We start from the raw sequence: 12,938 nt of genomic DNA, 5'->3' as shown, positions 1-12,938 counted from the left end.
TCTCATTTGACAATCATTATCATTCAACATAATTTGTCGCTCGATGTGTAGGACGGCGCCGTCCCCCGAGGCCCTCCCACTAACCTATTGGCAGCAAGGTGATTTCCATGACGGAACAAGTATCCACAAGCAGGTGCGATTCACCGCTACTTCAGGCATTCGTCGACAATCGACTGATTCTGGTCAAGATTGCAGCCCGCATTACCGGTTGCAGGTCTCGTGCCGAAGATGTGGTTCAGGATGCGTTTTTCCGACTGCAATCGGCGCCGCCGATCACGTCGTCGATCAAGGCTCAGCTGAGCTACCTGTTCCAGATCGTGCGCAACCTCGCCATCGATCACTACCGCAAGCAGGCGCTCGAACAGAAATACTCAGGCCCGGAAGAGGAAGGCTTGAACGTGGTGATTCAGGGCGCTTCGCCGGAAACTTCGCACATCAACTTCTCGACCCTCGAACACATCGCCGATGCGCTGACCGAACTGCCCAGCCGCACCCGTTATGCCTTCGAGATGTACCGCTTGCACGGCGTGCCGCAGAAAGACATCGCCAAGGAACTGGGCGTATCGCCCACTCTGGTCAACTTCATGATTCGTGATGCGCTGGTGCACTGCCGCAAGGTCTCGGGCAGTCGACGGGATGCGGTGATTGCGGGGCGTCGTTAGGATCCGGATTTTGCGTCAAGCCATTCGCGAGCAGGCTCGCTCCCACACTGGATTTGTGTCGTTCATCAAACCCTGTGAGAGCGAGCCTGCTCGCGAAAGCGACCTCAGTTTCAAACGAAACCCGAGGCCGAACGCATCAGGCCAGGCTGCACCGATCAAAAAACCGCTCCCGCCCCAGAATCATCAATGCCGCACGCTTGTGCGGGAAATCGAATTCCTTCTCGCAGTGAAAGCATTGGTTGTGCATATGCCCGATCATCTTCGCGTTGTCGGCACGCGGCTCGGCGACCACGCGCTGGGTCCGTGGATCATCGAGAAACAGGTAATGCACCAGCGCCGATAACCAACTCGCCACTTTATGCGGGCCGCGATGACTTTCTTCGCCGACCAGCATGTGAATGCCACGGTCGTAATTGCCGGCATCGTAGAACGGCGCGATGCGATCTTCCTTGGCCCAGTAGGCTTCGAAATAAGCGAACGGCTGATCATCGAAACAGCCGATCAGCGTCAGCGTGTGCGGATCGGCATCGAGCTTGTTGAGATAGTCGCGATGCTGCTCAAGGCTGCCCTCCTCCTGCCAGAAACTCGCCACGCGCGGGCTGTTCTGCCAGCGATTGAAGCGCGACAGATCTTCCTCGATTTCCAGCGTTCGCAAGGAAATCCACGCGCCGAGCCGCGCATCGAAACGCCGGTAGACTTCACCGCGCGGCTTCACCGGTCGCAGCGGATGGCGCTTGCCATGGCTGATGACCATTTGCTGCGGATAGCTGCCGGTCAGTGAAGTGCCCAGCCACGGCTGCGGCAGTTGCCAGAACAGCGTGCGCTCGCAGCGATACTCACCGGCGACTTCGGTATTGATCAGCAGACCACTGCGCAAGGCTTCGGTCGGTGGCTGATCGAGTTGCCAGGTCAATTGCTGGCACGCCGGGGCACGGGCGAACAACCAATAACAGGCGGCCCACAAGGCTTGCCCGGGCGGCAGGGCAAAACGTTCATCAAGCTGAATCGGGCCATTGGCCTCGCGGTCCAGGCGCAGCCGAATCAGCGGTTGCCCGTCCAGGCTCAGGCTCAAGCGGCTCTCGGTAGCATCAGCGATCAAGCGACTGCCCGAGGGCAATGCCAGGGCAGTCAGGTCATTCAGATTGGACATGGGTCGGGCTCACGTAATCGTCGACAGTTCAACGAAGTGACGTGAGCCGGGAAGGGAAATTTAAGCGCGGGACGAAAACAGCGCTTCAGTGATGCGGCACGGGCACCACGGCAATCTTGTAAGGCTCGAAAATCTTCAGCAATTCGCCATTGTCACGCAGACGCTGCAACAGATTGCCGAAGGCGTCGCCGCTGATCGGAGCGCTTGGCCGCAGAATCGCGTAATGGTGATAGATCTGATCGGTACGCTGCGACGCCAACAGCTCATCGCGGACCTTCTCGTTGCGCAGCAGGTAATCGAACAGATAGGAGCGGGTCACCAGGGCAATGTCGGCGCGCCCGCGCAGGACCATCAGCAGGTTGCTGTCGTGGGAATAGGTCAGTGTGGCGTTGTAGTTGTGCGCGAGGTATTTCGGGTCGGCGTTGAAGTTGGCAAATTCGTAGTGATAACCGCTGAACAGCGCCAGACGTTTGCCTGACAGGCTCGAGAAGTAGTTTTGCTGGCGGCCGTCCTCGCGTTGCGCGACGAAAATCTCGGCGTCTTCCAGGCCCATGTCGACGTCGTCGTGGGGAATGTCCTTCCAGCCCCACTCGGGGTTCTCGAAGATCGCCATATCGATGCGGCCCTGCTTGAAATCACCGAAACGGCGCGGGATCGACGTCGGCACCAGGACGAACTGATAGTCGCTCTGCGAGCGGTTCAGCGCCTCGATCAATTGCGGCAACAGGCCGGTGTCGGCGCCGTTTTCCGGGCGAATCGTGTAGGGCGGGAAATGCGCGGCGCCGACCCGGACCAATTGCGCTGACTGAGCGGGCAATACCCATAACGCAGCCAGCGCAGCGAGCATCAGCCCGGCGGCTGTCCGAATTGGCGAAGACTTCAAAACACCCCACTCCCCGAAAAAAATAGCGATCAATGCATTCAAGCTAGGCGGTTTCGCCGACTTAGCCAGTTTGTCGGCCGGTCCGACAACCGTTCAACGCGCTTCGAGGACCAGAATCAGCGCTTCATCGGCGAGCTGATCGAGGCTCAAACTGCCGCCGGCACGGAACCAGGTGGTGGTCCAGGACAGTGCGCCGGTAAGGAAACGTCGGGTAATAAAAACGTCGCCGCGAATATAGCCGGCGTCCTTGGCCTCGCCCAGAACCTGCAGCCAGATGTCTTCATAAACGTCACGTAAAGCAAGGACTTTAGCCTGGCCGTCTTCGGACAATGAGCGCCATTCGTACACCAGCACCGCCATCGCCTCGCCACTGCCGCCCATGATCGACTGCAATTCGCAACGAATCAGTGCCAGCACCCTTTCGCGCACATCGCTCGCCTCGGCCAGGGCTGCGCGCATCAACGCGGTGTTGTAGCGGATGGTTTCCTCCATCACCGCGCGGAGGATTTCATCCTTGCTTTTGAAGTGATGAAAAATGCTTCCCGACTGAATGCCCACAGCGCTGGCCAGATCACGCACCGTGGTGCGCTCGTAGCCTTTGTTGCGAAACAGGTGAGCCGCCACTTGCAGCAATTTGCCGCGGGCGCTGTCCGGGTCGGTCAACTGGCCCTGGTCGACCAGTTCGCGCATGACCCGCAGGGCTTTTTGCTCGTCCACCCGTTCTCTCCTACAGTCGATCAGTGTGTTGCCCCCTGTAACCGCAGGGTTGCGCGCAATTTAAGCCGCGCGCGGGCACCAAGCAAGCGCTTGGGCAGAAGAATGTTTCGCCTGTTTACAAACCAAGCGCTTGCTTGGTAGCCTCCAGACACTTCTGTCGCAGGTCCCTGAGTCGGAGATAAAAATGCCAACCACCGTGCGAATCGGCTGCGCCAGTGCTTTTTGGGGCGACACTTCCACTGCTGCCGCCCAGCTTGTCTCCGGCGGAAACCTGGATTATCTGGTGTTCGATTATCTGGCCGAGATCACCATGTCGCTGATGGCCGGCGCGCGCCTGAAAGACCCGCAGGCCGGGTTCGCCGGAGACTTCATCGAAGTGCTGGCGCCGCTGCTGACGCAACTGGCCGAACAGAACATCCGCGTGATCAGCAATGCCGGCGGGGTCAATCCGCAGGCTTGCGCGGCGGCCCTGCAAGCGGCCTGCGATCAGGCTGGAGTCCAGCTGAAGATTGCCGTGTTGCTCGGCGATGACCTGCAAGGACAGCTCAAAAGCCCCGCCGATATCCGCGAAATGTTCAGCTGCGCGCCGCTTCCGCGCATGTGCGTGTCGACCAACGCCTACCTCGGCGCGCCGGGAATTGTCGAAGCGTTGCGCCTGGGCGCCGACATTGTCATCACCGGCCGGGTGGTCGACAGCGCCGTGGTCAGTGCGGCGCTGGTTCACAAATTCGGTTGGTCGTGGCATGACTACGACAAACTCGCCCAGGCCGCGCTGGCCGGGCACATCATCGAATGCGGCGCGCAGTGCACCGGCGGTAATTTCACCGACTGGCGCGAGGTGCCGGATTACGAGCACATCGGTTTTCCGATCGTCGAGGTCAGCGCCGATGGCCAGTTCCTCGTCAGCAAACCCGAAGGCTCCGGCGGCCTGGTTACGCCGCTGACCGTCGGCGAGCAGATGCTCTACGAAATCGGCGATCCGCAGGCCTATCTGTTACCCGATGTGATCTGCGATTTCACTCAGGTCAAACTTCAGCAACAAGGCAAAAACGTCGTGCAGGTGCACGGTGCCAAAGGCCTGCCGCCCAGCGACAAATACAAGGTCAGCGCCACGTACCCGGATGGTTTTCGCTGCACCGCCAGTTGCCTGATGGCCGGCATCGACGCGGTGGACAAGGCGCGGCGGGTCAGTCAGGCGATCATCGACAAGACCGCCGAGATGTTCAGCCTGCGCGGCTGGGCGCCGTACAGCGAAACCCATGTCGAACTGCTCGGCAGCGAAGCCACCTACGGCCCCCACGGCCAGCGCCGCGACAGCCGTGAAGTGGTGATCAAAATCGCCGTACGCCACCCTGACAAACGCGCGCTGGTGCTGTTTTCCAAAGAGATCGCCCAGGCCGCGACCGGTATGGCGCCCGGTCTGACCGGCATTGTCGGCGGACGTCCGACCGTGTACCCAGTCATCCGCCTGTTCTCGTTCCTCGTCGATAAAAGCGCCTGCGCCCTGCAAGTCGACATCGCAGGCGAACGTCATCCTTGCACCCTCCCCGACCCAGTGGCCCTCGACAGCGCAGATTTGCCGCTCGCCCATCAGCCACCCAAACCCCAGGGCCGCGCCGATGCCAGTGTGCCGCTGGTGAAACTGGCGGTGGCGCGCTCCGGCGACAAGGGCAACCACAGCAATATCGGCGTGATGCCGCGCCATCCCGATTACCTGCCGTGGATCGCCGAAGCGCTGACCACCTCGGTGGTGGTCGACTGGATGCGCCACGTCCTCGATCCGCTTCTCGGGCGCGTCGAACGCTGGTATCTGCCCGGCACCCACAGCCTCAACTTTCTTTTGGAAAACGCCCTCGGCGGTGGCGGTGTCGCCAGTCTGCGCATCGACCCGCAAGGCAAAGCCTTCGCCCAGCAACTATTGGAAATCCAGATCCCGGTGCCGCAGAGCATCGCCGAACAGCTCGACTAGAGGATGGTGTGCATGGCTTACGCGTCGATTTTTCGCGCCGATCTGTTCAGCGGCCAGAACCTGATTGTCACCGGTGGCGGCAGCGGCATCGGTCGCTGCACCGCCCATGAACTGGCGGCCCTTGGCGCCAATGTGCTGCTGGTCGGGCGCAAGCCGGAAAAACTCGAAAAGGTCGCCGCCGAAATCGCCGAGGACGGCGGCCGCGCGCACTGGAAGGCCTGCGATATCCGCGATGAAGAGGCGGTCAAGCAACTGGTCAAAGAGCTGATCGCCGAACACGGGCCGATCCACGGCCTGGTCAACAACGCCGGGGGCCAATACCCGTCGCCCTTGGCCTCGATCAATCAGAAGGGCTTCGAAACCGTGCTGCGGACCAATCTGGTCGGCGGGTTTCTGATGGCCCGGGAAGTGTTCAACCAGTCGATGAGCAAACACGGCGGCAGCATCGTCAACATGCTTGCCGACATGTGGGGCGGCATGCCCGGCATGGGCCACTCGGGCGCCGCGCGTTCAGGCATGGACAACTTCACCAAGACTGCTGCGTTCGAGTGGGGTTACGCCGGGGTCCGGGTCAACGCCGTGGCGCCGGGCTGGATCGCCTCCAGCGGCATGGACACTTACGAGGGCGCATTCAAAGCAGTGATTCCGACCCTGCGCGAGCATGTGCCGCTCAAGCGTATCGGCACCGAATCGGAAGTCAGTGCAGCGATCGTGTTTCTGCTCAGCCCGGCGGCGGCATTCATCAGCGGCACCACAGTGAAAATCGACGGCGCCGCCAGCCTCGGCAGTCGCGCCTGGCCGCTGCACAAGGCCAGCCACAGCGAATCGTTCAATGGTTTTCACCGCGCGTATTTACCAGAAGTGTTGCGTCCCGACGTGCTCAAGGACAAGGAATAAGCCATGGCGCAGATTCAGTCGCAACTCGATCAGCACAGCGAAGCGTTCGCGCGCAACCGCGCGGCCATGCTCGCCGCCATCGAGCAGGTGCAGCAGCTCGAACAGAACCTGTTGAACAAGGCCGCCGAAGCCAAAGACAAATTCAGCAAACGCGGGCAACTGTTGCCCCGCGAACGCCTGAACCTGCTGCTCGACCCCGGCGCGCCGTTCCTCGAACTGGCCAGCCTCGCCGGCTACAAGTTGCATGACGACAAGGACGGCAGTTCGGCCGGTGGCGGGCTGATTGCCGGCATCGGTTATGTCTGCGGCATCCGCGCGATGGTGGTCGCCAACAACAGCGCAATCAAGGGCGGCACGATCTCGCCGAGCGGCCTGAAAAAATCCCTGCGCCTGCAACAGATCGCGCGGGAAAACAAACTGCCGATGATCACCCTCGCCGAAAGCGGCGGCGCCAATCTCAACTACGCGGCAGAGATCTTTGTCGAAGGCGCGCGCAGTTTCGCCAATCAGGCGCGCATGTCAGCCATGGGTTTGCCGCAGATCACCGTGGTGCACGGCTCGGCCACCGCAGGCGGCGCCTATCAACCGGGGTTATCGGATTACGTAGTGGTGGTGCGTGGCAAGGCCAAGCTGTTTCTCGCCGGCCCGCCATTGCTCAAAGCGGCGACCGGCGAAGTGGCCACCGATGAAGAACTCGGTGGCGCCGAGATGCACGCGCAGGTCGCCGGCACTGCCGAATATCTCGCCGAAAACGACGCTGACGGCATACGCCAGGTCCGCGAGATCATGCGCATGTTGCCCTGGAACGAGCAGCTGCCGTGGCTGCCGCAGCCGCAATTCAAAGAACCGCTCTACCCCATCGACGAACTGCTCGGGCTGATCCCGGACGATGCAAAAAAGCCCTACGACGTGCGCGAAATCATCGCGCGGATTGCCGATGAATCGGACTTTCTCGAATTCAAAGGCGAGTTCGATCAGCAAACCCTTTGCGGCCAATTGAAAATCCAGGGCCGCGCCTGCGGCTTCATTGGCAACAACGGCCCGATCACCCCGCAAGGTGCGAGCAAGGCGGCGCAGTTCATCCAGTTGTGCGACCAGAGCCAGACGCCGCTGCTGTTTTTCCACAACACCACGGGTTTCATGGTCGGCACCGAATCGGAACAGCAAGGGGTGATCAAGCACGGCTCGAAACTGATTCAAGCGGTGGCCAACGCACGGGTGCCTAAACTGACCATTGTCGTCGGCGGTTCCTACGGCGCCGGCAACTACGCCATGTGCGGACGCGGGCTCGATCCGCGCTTCATCTTCGCCTGGCCCAACAGCCGAACGGCAGTGATGGGTGGCGCTCAGGCCGGCAAGGTTCTGCGCATCGTCACTGAGGCCAAACAGCTCAAGGACGGCATCGAGCCTGATCCGAAAATGCTCGACATGCTCGAACAGATGACCGCGCAGAAACTCGACAGCCAATCCACCGCCCTGTACGGCAGCGCCAACCTGTGGGACGACGGCCTGATCGACCCGCGCGACACCCGCACCCTGCTCGGTTACTTGCTGGATATCTGCCACGAAGCCGACATGCGCAAGCTGCAACCCAACAGCTTCGGCGTCAGCCGCTTCTGACCGCCACGGATCCTACGGAGAACAACAACAATGATCTTCACCCCGGAACACGAAGCCCTGCGCCGCACCGTCCGCCAATTCGTCACGCACGAGATCAACCCGCACGTCGAAGAGTGGGAAAAGGCCGGGCGCTTTCCGATCCACGAGATTTTCCGCAAGGCCGGTGAGCTGGGCCTGCTGGGCATTTCCAAGCCGGAAAAATTCGGCGGCATGGGCCTCGACTACAGCTATTCGATCGTCGCCGCCGAAGAGTTCGGCACCATTCATTGCGGCGGGATTCCGATGTCGATCGGCGTGCAGACCGACATGTGCACACCCGCCCTCGCCCGCTTCGGCTCCGACGAACTGCGCGAAGAATTCCTGCGCCCGGCCATCACTGGCGAACAGGTCGGCTGCATCGGCGTTTCCGAAGTCGGCGCCGGCTCCGATGTCGCCGGGCTGAAAACCACAGCACGCAAGGACGGCGATGACTACGTGATCAACGGCAGCAAAATGTGGATCACCAACTCGCCGAGCGCCGATTTCATCTGCCTGCTGGCCAACACTTCGGACGACAAGCCGCACATCAATAAGTCGCTGATCATGGTGCCGATGAACACCCCGGGGATCAGCCTCAGTTCACACCTGGACAAGCTCGGCATGCGCAGCTCGGAAACCGCGCAGGTGTTCTTCGACAACGTGCGCGTGCCCCAGCGCAATCGCATCGGCCATGAAGGCGCCGGGTTCATGATGCAGATGCTGCAGTTCCAGGAAGAACGCCTGTTCGGCGCGGCGAACATGATCAAGGGCCTGGAATATTGCATCGACAGCACCATCGAGTACTGCAAGGAGCGCAAGACCTTCGGTAATGCGCTGATCGACAACCAGGTGATCCACTTCCGCCTCGCCGAATTGCAGACCGAAATCGAATGCCTGCGCGCCCTGGTCTATCAGGCCACCGAGCAGTACATCAAAGGTCAGGACGTCACGCGACTGGCGTCGATGGCCAAGCTCAAGGCCGGACGCCTCGGCCGTGAAGTCAGCGACAGCTGCCTGCAATATTGGGGCGGTATGGGCTTCATGTGGGACAACCCGGTGGCCCGCGCCTATCGCGATGTGCGCCTGGTATCGATTGGCGGCGGCGCCGACGAAATCATGCTGGGGATCATCTGCAAACTGATGGGCATCCTGCCGGGGAAAAAGAAATGAGCCGCCTGCCCGATTGCCAGACGCTGTTGCTGGAACTGCATGGCGGCGTGCTGCACATCACCCTCAACCGCCCGGACAGCCGCAACGCGATGAGCCTGCAAATGGTCGCCGAACTGCGCGCGGTGCTGACGGCGATGCACGATGACCGCACAGTGCGGGCCTTGGTGCTCAGCGGTGCCGGCGGGCACTTCTGCGCCGGTGGCGACATCAAGGACATGGCCAGCGCACGGGTTCAAGGGGCGGACGCTTACCGCAAGTTGAACCGGGCGTTCGGTGCGTTGCTGGAACAAGCCCAACACACGCCGCAAGTGCTGATTACTGTGCTGCAAGGCGCCGTGCTCGGCGGCGGCTTCGGCCTGGCCTGCGTCAGCGATGTTGCGATTAGTGATCACCAGGCGCAGTTCGGTTTGCCGGAAACCAGCCTCGGCCTGATCCCGGCGCAAATCGCACCGTTTGTGGTGCAACGGATCGGCTTGACCGAAACCCGCCGGCTCGCGCTGACGGCGGCGCGTTTCGATGGCGCTGAGGCGCAGCGATTGGGCCTGGTGCATTTCGTTGAACAGGATGCGCAAGCGTTGGCCGAGCGACTGGATGAGGTCTTGCAACAGGTACTGCGCTGCGCGCCGGAAGCGAATGCGATGACCAAGAAATTGCTGTTGGCGAGTGCCGGGCAGCCGTCGAGTGAGTTGCTTGATGAGGCGGCGCAGTGGTTCGGCGCGGCGGTGACTGGAGAGGAAGGAATCGAGGGGACCATGGCATTTATGCAGAAACGCAAACCTCGGTGGGTCAGCTAAAAGCTTCGCGAGCAGGCTCGCTCCCACAGGTTGAAATGCGTTCCAACTGTGGGAGCGAGCCTGCTCGCGATGAGGCCATCCCATTCACCGCTATCATTTCAGGAACCCCACCATGCCCACCCTCCACAAAATCCTGATCGCCAACCGCGGTGAAATCGCCTGCCGCATCCAGCGCACGGCCCAGGCGCTGGGTTATCGCACCGTTGCCGTTTTCAGCGACGCCGACGCCGATGCGCTACACGTGCAGATGGCCGACCAAGCCGTACACATCGGCCCGGCGCCGGTGCAGCAGTCGTACCTCAACATTGCGGCGATCCTCGACGCCGCCCGCCGCAGCGGCGCCGACGCGATTCACCCGGGCTACGGCTTCCTCTCGGAAAACGCCGATTTCGCTCGCGCCTGCGCCGAAGCCGGGCTGATTTTCATCGGCCCCAGCGTCGAAGCGATCGAACTGATGGGCAGCAAACGCCTGTCGAAAATCGCCATGCTCGACGCGGGCGTGCCGTGCATTGCCGGCTATCAAGGCGCAGCGCAGGACGACGCGACGCTGCTGGCCGAAGCCGAGCGCATCGGTTATCCGCTGATGATCAAGGCCAGCGCCGGCGGCGGCGGACGCGGCATGCGCCTGGTGCACGAGGCCAGCGAACTGCCGGCGCAACTGCGCACCGCGCGGTCCGAAGCAATGAACGGTTTCGGCAGCGACGAGTTGATTCTCGAACAGGCATTGATCGAACCGCGCCACGTCGAAGTGCAATTGTTCGGCGACCAGCACGGCCATCTGGTCTATCTCGGCGAACGCGATTGCTCGATCCAGCGCCGCCATCAGAAAGTCATCGAAGAAGCACCCTGCCCGGTGATGACCGCCGAGCTGCGCCAGGCCATGGGCGAAGCGGCGCTCAAGGCCGGGCGCGCGGTGGATTATGTCGGCGCCGGCACCGTGGAGTTCCTCCTCGACGCACGCGGGCAGTTCTACTTTCTGGAGATGAACACCCGTCTGCAGGTCGAGCATCCGGTGACGGAATTGATCACCGGCCTCGATCTGGTCGCGTGGCAACTGCTGGTTGCCGAGGGCCAGCCGCTGCCGCTGACGCAGGAGCAGATCCGTCTCGACGGTCACGCCATGGAAGTGCGCCTCTACGCTGAAGATCCCGCTGCGGATTTTCTCCCGCAAACCGGCCGAATTGCCGCATGGCAACCGGCTTCGGATCACGGGGCGCGCATCGATCACGGTCTGCTTGAAGGTCAGTCGGTGAGCCCGTTCTACGACCCGCTGCTGGGCAAACTGATCGCCCACGGCGCAACCCGCGAAGAGGCGCGGCGCAAGTTATTGCGTGCGGTGCAGGACACGGTGCTGCTTGGCGTGCAGACCAATCAACGCTTGCTCGAAGGCCTGCTGCAACATCCGCAGTTCATCAGTGGCGATTTCAGCACCGGTTTCATCCAGGAACATTTTTCCAGCCATGCCTGCCTCAGCCCTTACGTACCGACGACGGCGCAACTGGCGATTGCCGTGGCGGTTTTCTATCAGGCCAGCGCCCTGCCCCATCGCGCCCCGCTGAACGGCTGGCGCAACAACGCCAGCGTGCCGTTGCACTATCGACTGGGCAGTGACGAGCAGGACTGGACGCTGTCGGTGCTGGCGCGCAAACCCGGCGAGTTGGTCGTGCAGGCTGGCGAAAGCACTGTGGCGGTGAAAATCATTGAGCACGCCGCGCAATCGATCACCATCGAAGTCGACGGTCTGCGCCAATGTCACGCCTATCGTCTGCACGATCGGCAGCTGTGGCTGTTCACCAATCCGGGCAGCCTGCGCCTGGAGGATCGAACTCATGCGCCGATCGACAGTCAGACCAGCGTCGCCTCCGGCACCCTGAAAGCCCCGATGGACGGTGCCATTGTCGACGTGCTGGTCAGCGAAGGCAGTACGGTCAGCAAGGGTCAATTGCTGGTGGTGCTGGAGGCAATGAAAATGGAGCATCCGTTGAAGGCCGGTATCGATGGCGTGCTCAAACGGGTGCAAGTGAAGGTCGGCGATCAGGTAAAAAATCGTCAGGTTCTGTTGCAGGTCGAGTAGTCGCCCGGGCACAAGCGCGGGGTTTGACTACGCTCTGATAAATCAGAACGCGGAAATCAGGAACCCTGCGATGCCCCATTGGCTGGTCATAGATCTGGAAGCCACCACAGACGAGGGTGGCTGGCCGGTCACGGAAATGGAAATTATCGAGATCGGTGCGACCCTGGTCGACCGCGCCGGGCGCGAGCAGGATCACTTCCAGCGCTTCGTCAAACCGACCCGCCGGCCATTGCTGACGCCATTCTGTCGGGAGCTGACACACATCACTCAGGCCAACATCGATTCGGCGCAACCGCTGAGCGAAGTCTGGCCGGCTTTTGAGCGTTGGCTGGCGCAGCATCAAACCCGTCTGGAAGGCTGGGCCAGTTGGGGCGGTTACGATCGCCAGCAATTGCTGCAGGAGTGGCAGCGCCTGAACATCGACAGCGGCCTGAGCAAAGTCCCGCACATGAACCTCAAACAGCGCTTCGCCAAGGCTCGGCGCCTGGAACGACCGCTGGGGCTCAACGGCGCGTTGCAACTGGCGGGCATGCAGTTCAACGGCCAACAACATCGCGCGCTGGAAGATGCCCGCAATACTGCACGGTTATTGCCGCTGGTCCTGCCGCTTTAGACGCGTGACGGCGCGAAAAGCCTTGTGCATACTGGCCGCCCCCTTTTAAGCCCTTTTCGAGGAATCCGCCCATGTTTAAAGTCAACGAGTACTTCGACGGCACCGTCAAGTCGATCGCCTTTGGCACCGCTGAAGGTCCGGCGACCATTGGCGTCATGGCCCCGGGCGAATACGAATTCGGCACCAGCCAGCGCGAGATCATGCATGTGGTTTCCGGCGCGCTGAGCGTAAAACTGCCAGACAGCAGCGACTGGGAAACCTTCGCCGCCGGCAGCCAGTTCAACGTTCCGGCCAACAGCAAGTTCCAACTGAAAGTCGAAGTGGATACCGCTTACCTGTGCGAATACCGCGGCTGATCCCGCCGGTTTCAC

General features: G+C 61.5%; 12 protein-coding genes. 9 read left to right on the top strand and 3 right to left on the bottom strand.

The window, feature by feature from the left end:
• Positions 1–107 precede the first annotated feature (107 nt).
• Positions 108–662 (top strand): RNA polymerase factor sigma-70, encoded by a 555-nt coding sequence (locus tag D8U82_RS27585; RefSeq protein WP_008088195.1) that lies wholly within the window; start codon positions 108–110, stop codon positions 660–662.
• Positions 663–798: 136 nt separating this feature from the next.
• Here the strand turns inward: D8U82_RS27585 and D8U82_RS27580 are convergent, their stop codons facing one another.
• From D8U82_RS27580 to D8U82_RS27570, 3 genes are all read right to left on the bottom strand, one after another.
• Positions 799–1,812 carry a GNAT family N-acetyltransferase gene (locus D8U82_RS27580; protein ID WP_130903345.1) on the bottom strand — a complete coding sequence of 338 codons (1,014 nt, stop codon included), beginning with the start codon at positions 1,810–1,812 and terminating at the stop codon, positions 799–801.
• 85 nt (positions 1,813–1,897) lie between these two features.
• Positions 1,898–2,695 carry a transporter substrate-binding domain-containing protein gene (locus D8U82_RS27575; RefSeq protein ID WP_125926323.1) on the bottom strand — a complete coding sequence of 266 codons (798 nt, stop codon included), beginning with the start codon at positions 2,693–2,695 and terminating at the stop codon, positions 1,898–1,900.
• A 93-nt stretch (positions 2,696–2,788) separates the two neighbouring features.
• Positions 2,789–3,412, bottom strand: a complete 624-nt coding sequence (locus tag D8U82_RS27570) for a TetR/AcrR family transcriptional regulator (protein ID WP_125926324.1) — start codon at positions 3,410–3,412, stop codon at positions 2,789–2,791.
• 184 nt (positions 3,413–3,596) lie between these two features.
• On the opposite strand from D8U82_RS27570, the gene D8U82_RS27565 reads away from it, so the two are divergent.
• The 8 genes from D8U82_RS27565 to D8U82_RS27530 all read left to right on the top strand — a co-directional run bounded on the left by D8U82_RS27565 (position 3,597) and on the right by D8U82_RS27530 (position 12,923).
• Positions 3,597–5,381 carry an acyclic terpene utilization AtuA family protein gene (locus D8U82_RS27565; RefSeq protein WP_130903344.1) on the top strand — a complete coding sequence of 595 codons (1,785 nt, stop codon included), beginning with the start codon at positions 3,597–3,599 and terminating at the stop codon, positions 5,379–5,381.
• Positions 5,382–5,393: 12 nt separating this feature from the next.
• The gene (locus D8U82_RS27560; RefSeq protein WP_122700113.1) at positions 5,394–6,278 is read left to right on the top strand and encodes an SDR family oxidoreductase; all 885 of its coding nucleotides are present in this window, start codon (positions 5,394–5,396) and stop codon (positions 6,276–6,278) included.
• 3 nt (positions 6,279–6,281) lie between these two features.
• On the top strand, positions 6,282–7,898 hold the full coding sequence (atuC, locus tag D8U82_RS27555; protein ID WP_130903343.1) for a geranyl-CoA carboxylase subunit beta: 1,617 nt from the start codon (positions 6,282–6,284) through the stop codon (positions 7,896–7,898).
• A 30-nt stretch (positions 7,899–7,928) separates the two neighbouring features.
• Positions 7,929–9,086, top strand: coding sequence for a citronellyl-CoA dehydrogenase (gene atuD / locus D8U82_RS27550; protein ID WP_056788533.1), 1,158 nt, complete (start codon positions 7,929–7,931; stop codon positions 9,084–9,086).
• Complete coding sequence (locus D8U82_RS27545; RefSeq protein WP_130903342.1) at positions 9,083–9,880, top strand: enoyl-CoA hydratase-related protein; 798 nt, start codon at positions 9,083–9,085, stop codon at positions 9,878–9,880. Before atuD ends, D8U82_RS27545 begins: the two co-directional genes overlap by 4 nt.
• Positions 9,881–9,992: 112 nt before the next feature.
• A complete protein-coding gene (locus D8U82_RS27540) occupies positions 9,993–11,954 on the top strand; it encodes an acetyl/propionyl/methylcrotonyl-CoA carboxylase subunit alpha (RefSeq protein ID WP_130903341.1) in 1,962 nt (653 codons plus the stop codon).
• Positions 11,955–12,024: 70 nt separating this feature from the next.
• Positions 12,025–12,567 carry an exonuclease domain-containing protein gene (locus D8U82_RS27535; protein WP_016770826.1) on the top strand — a complete coding sequence of 181 codons (543 nt, stop codon included), beginning with the start codon at positions 12,025–12,027 and terminating at the stop codon, positions 12,565–12,567.
• Between the two features lie 71 nt (positions 12,568–12,638).
• Positions 12,639–12,923, top strand: a complete 285-nt coding sequence (locus tag D8U82_RS27530; RefSeq protein ID WP_024013687.1) for a pyrimidine/purine nucleoside phosphorylase — start codon at positions 12,639–12,641, stop codon at positions 12,921–12,923.
• Positions 12,924–12,938: the final 15 nt, after the last annotated feature.

This window comes from Pseudomonas sp. Sample_23, assembly GCF_004307595.1.
GTDB classification, from domain to species: domain Bacteria; phylum Pseudomonadota; class Gammaproteobacteria; order Pseudomonadales; family Pseudomonadaceae; genus Aquipseudomonas; species Aquipseudomonas atacamensis.
This window is presented reverse-complemented; position numbering and strand designations above follow the sequence as displayed.

Coding starts and splice junctions, on each gene's coding strand:
- D8U82_RS27580 (WP_130903345.1), bottom strand. CDS start 1,812: ATGTCCAATCTGAATGACCTGACTGCCCTGGCATTGCCCTCGGGCAGT.
- D8U82_RS27530 (WP_024013687.1), top strand. CDS start 12,639: ATGTTTAAAGTCAACGAGTACTTCGACGGCACCGTCAAGTCGATCGCC.
- D8U82_RS27585 (WP_008088195.1), top strand. CDS start 108: ATGACGGAACAAGTATCCACAAGCAGGTGCGATTCACCGCTACTTCAG.
- D8U82_RS27560 (WP_122700113.1), top strand. CDS start 5,394: ATGGCTTACGCGTCGATTTTTCGCGCCGATCTGTTCAGCGGCCAGAAC.
- D8U82_RS27540 (WP_130903341.1), top strand. CDS start 9,993: ATGCCCACCCTCCACAAAATCCTGATCGCCAACCGCGGTGAAATCGCC.
- D8U82_RS27545 (WP_130903342.1), top strand. CDS start 9,083: ATGAGCCGCCTGCCCGATTGCCAGACGCTGTTGCTGGAACTGCATGGC.
- D8U82_RS27565 (WP_130903344.1), top strand. CDS start 3,597: ATGCCAACCACCGTGCGAATCGGCTGCGCCAGTGCTTTTTGGGGCGAC.
- atuC (WP_130903343.1), top strand. CDS start 6,282: ATGGCGCAGATTCAGTCGCAACTCGATCAGCACAGCGAAGCGTTCGCG.
- atuD (WP_056788533.1), top strand. CDS start 7,929: ATGATCTTCACCCCGGAACACGAAGCCCTGCGCCGCACCGTCCGCCAA.
- D8U82_RS27535 (WP_016770826.1), top strand. CDS start 12,025: ATGCCCCATTGGCTGGTCATAGATCTGGAAGCCACCACAGACGAGGGT.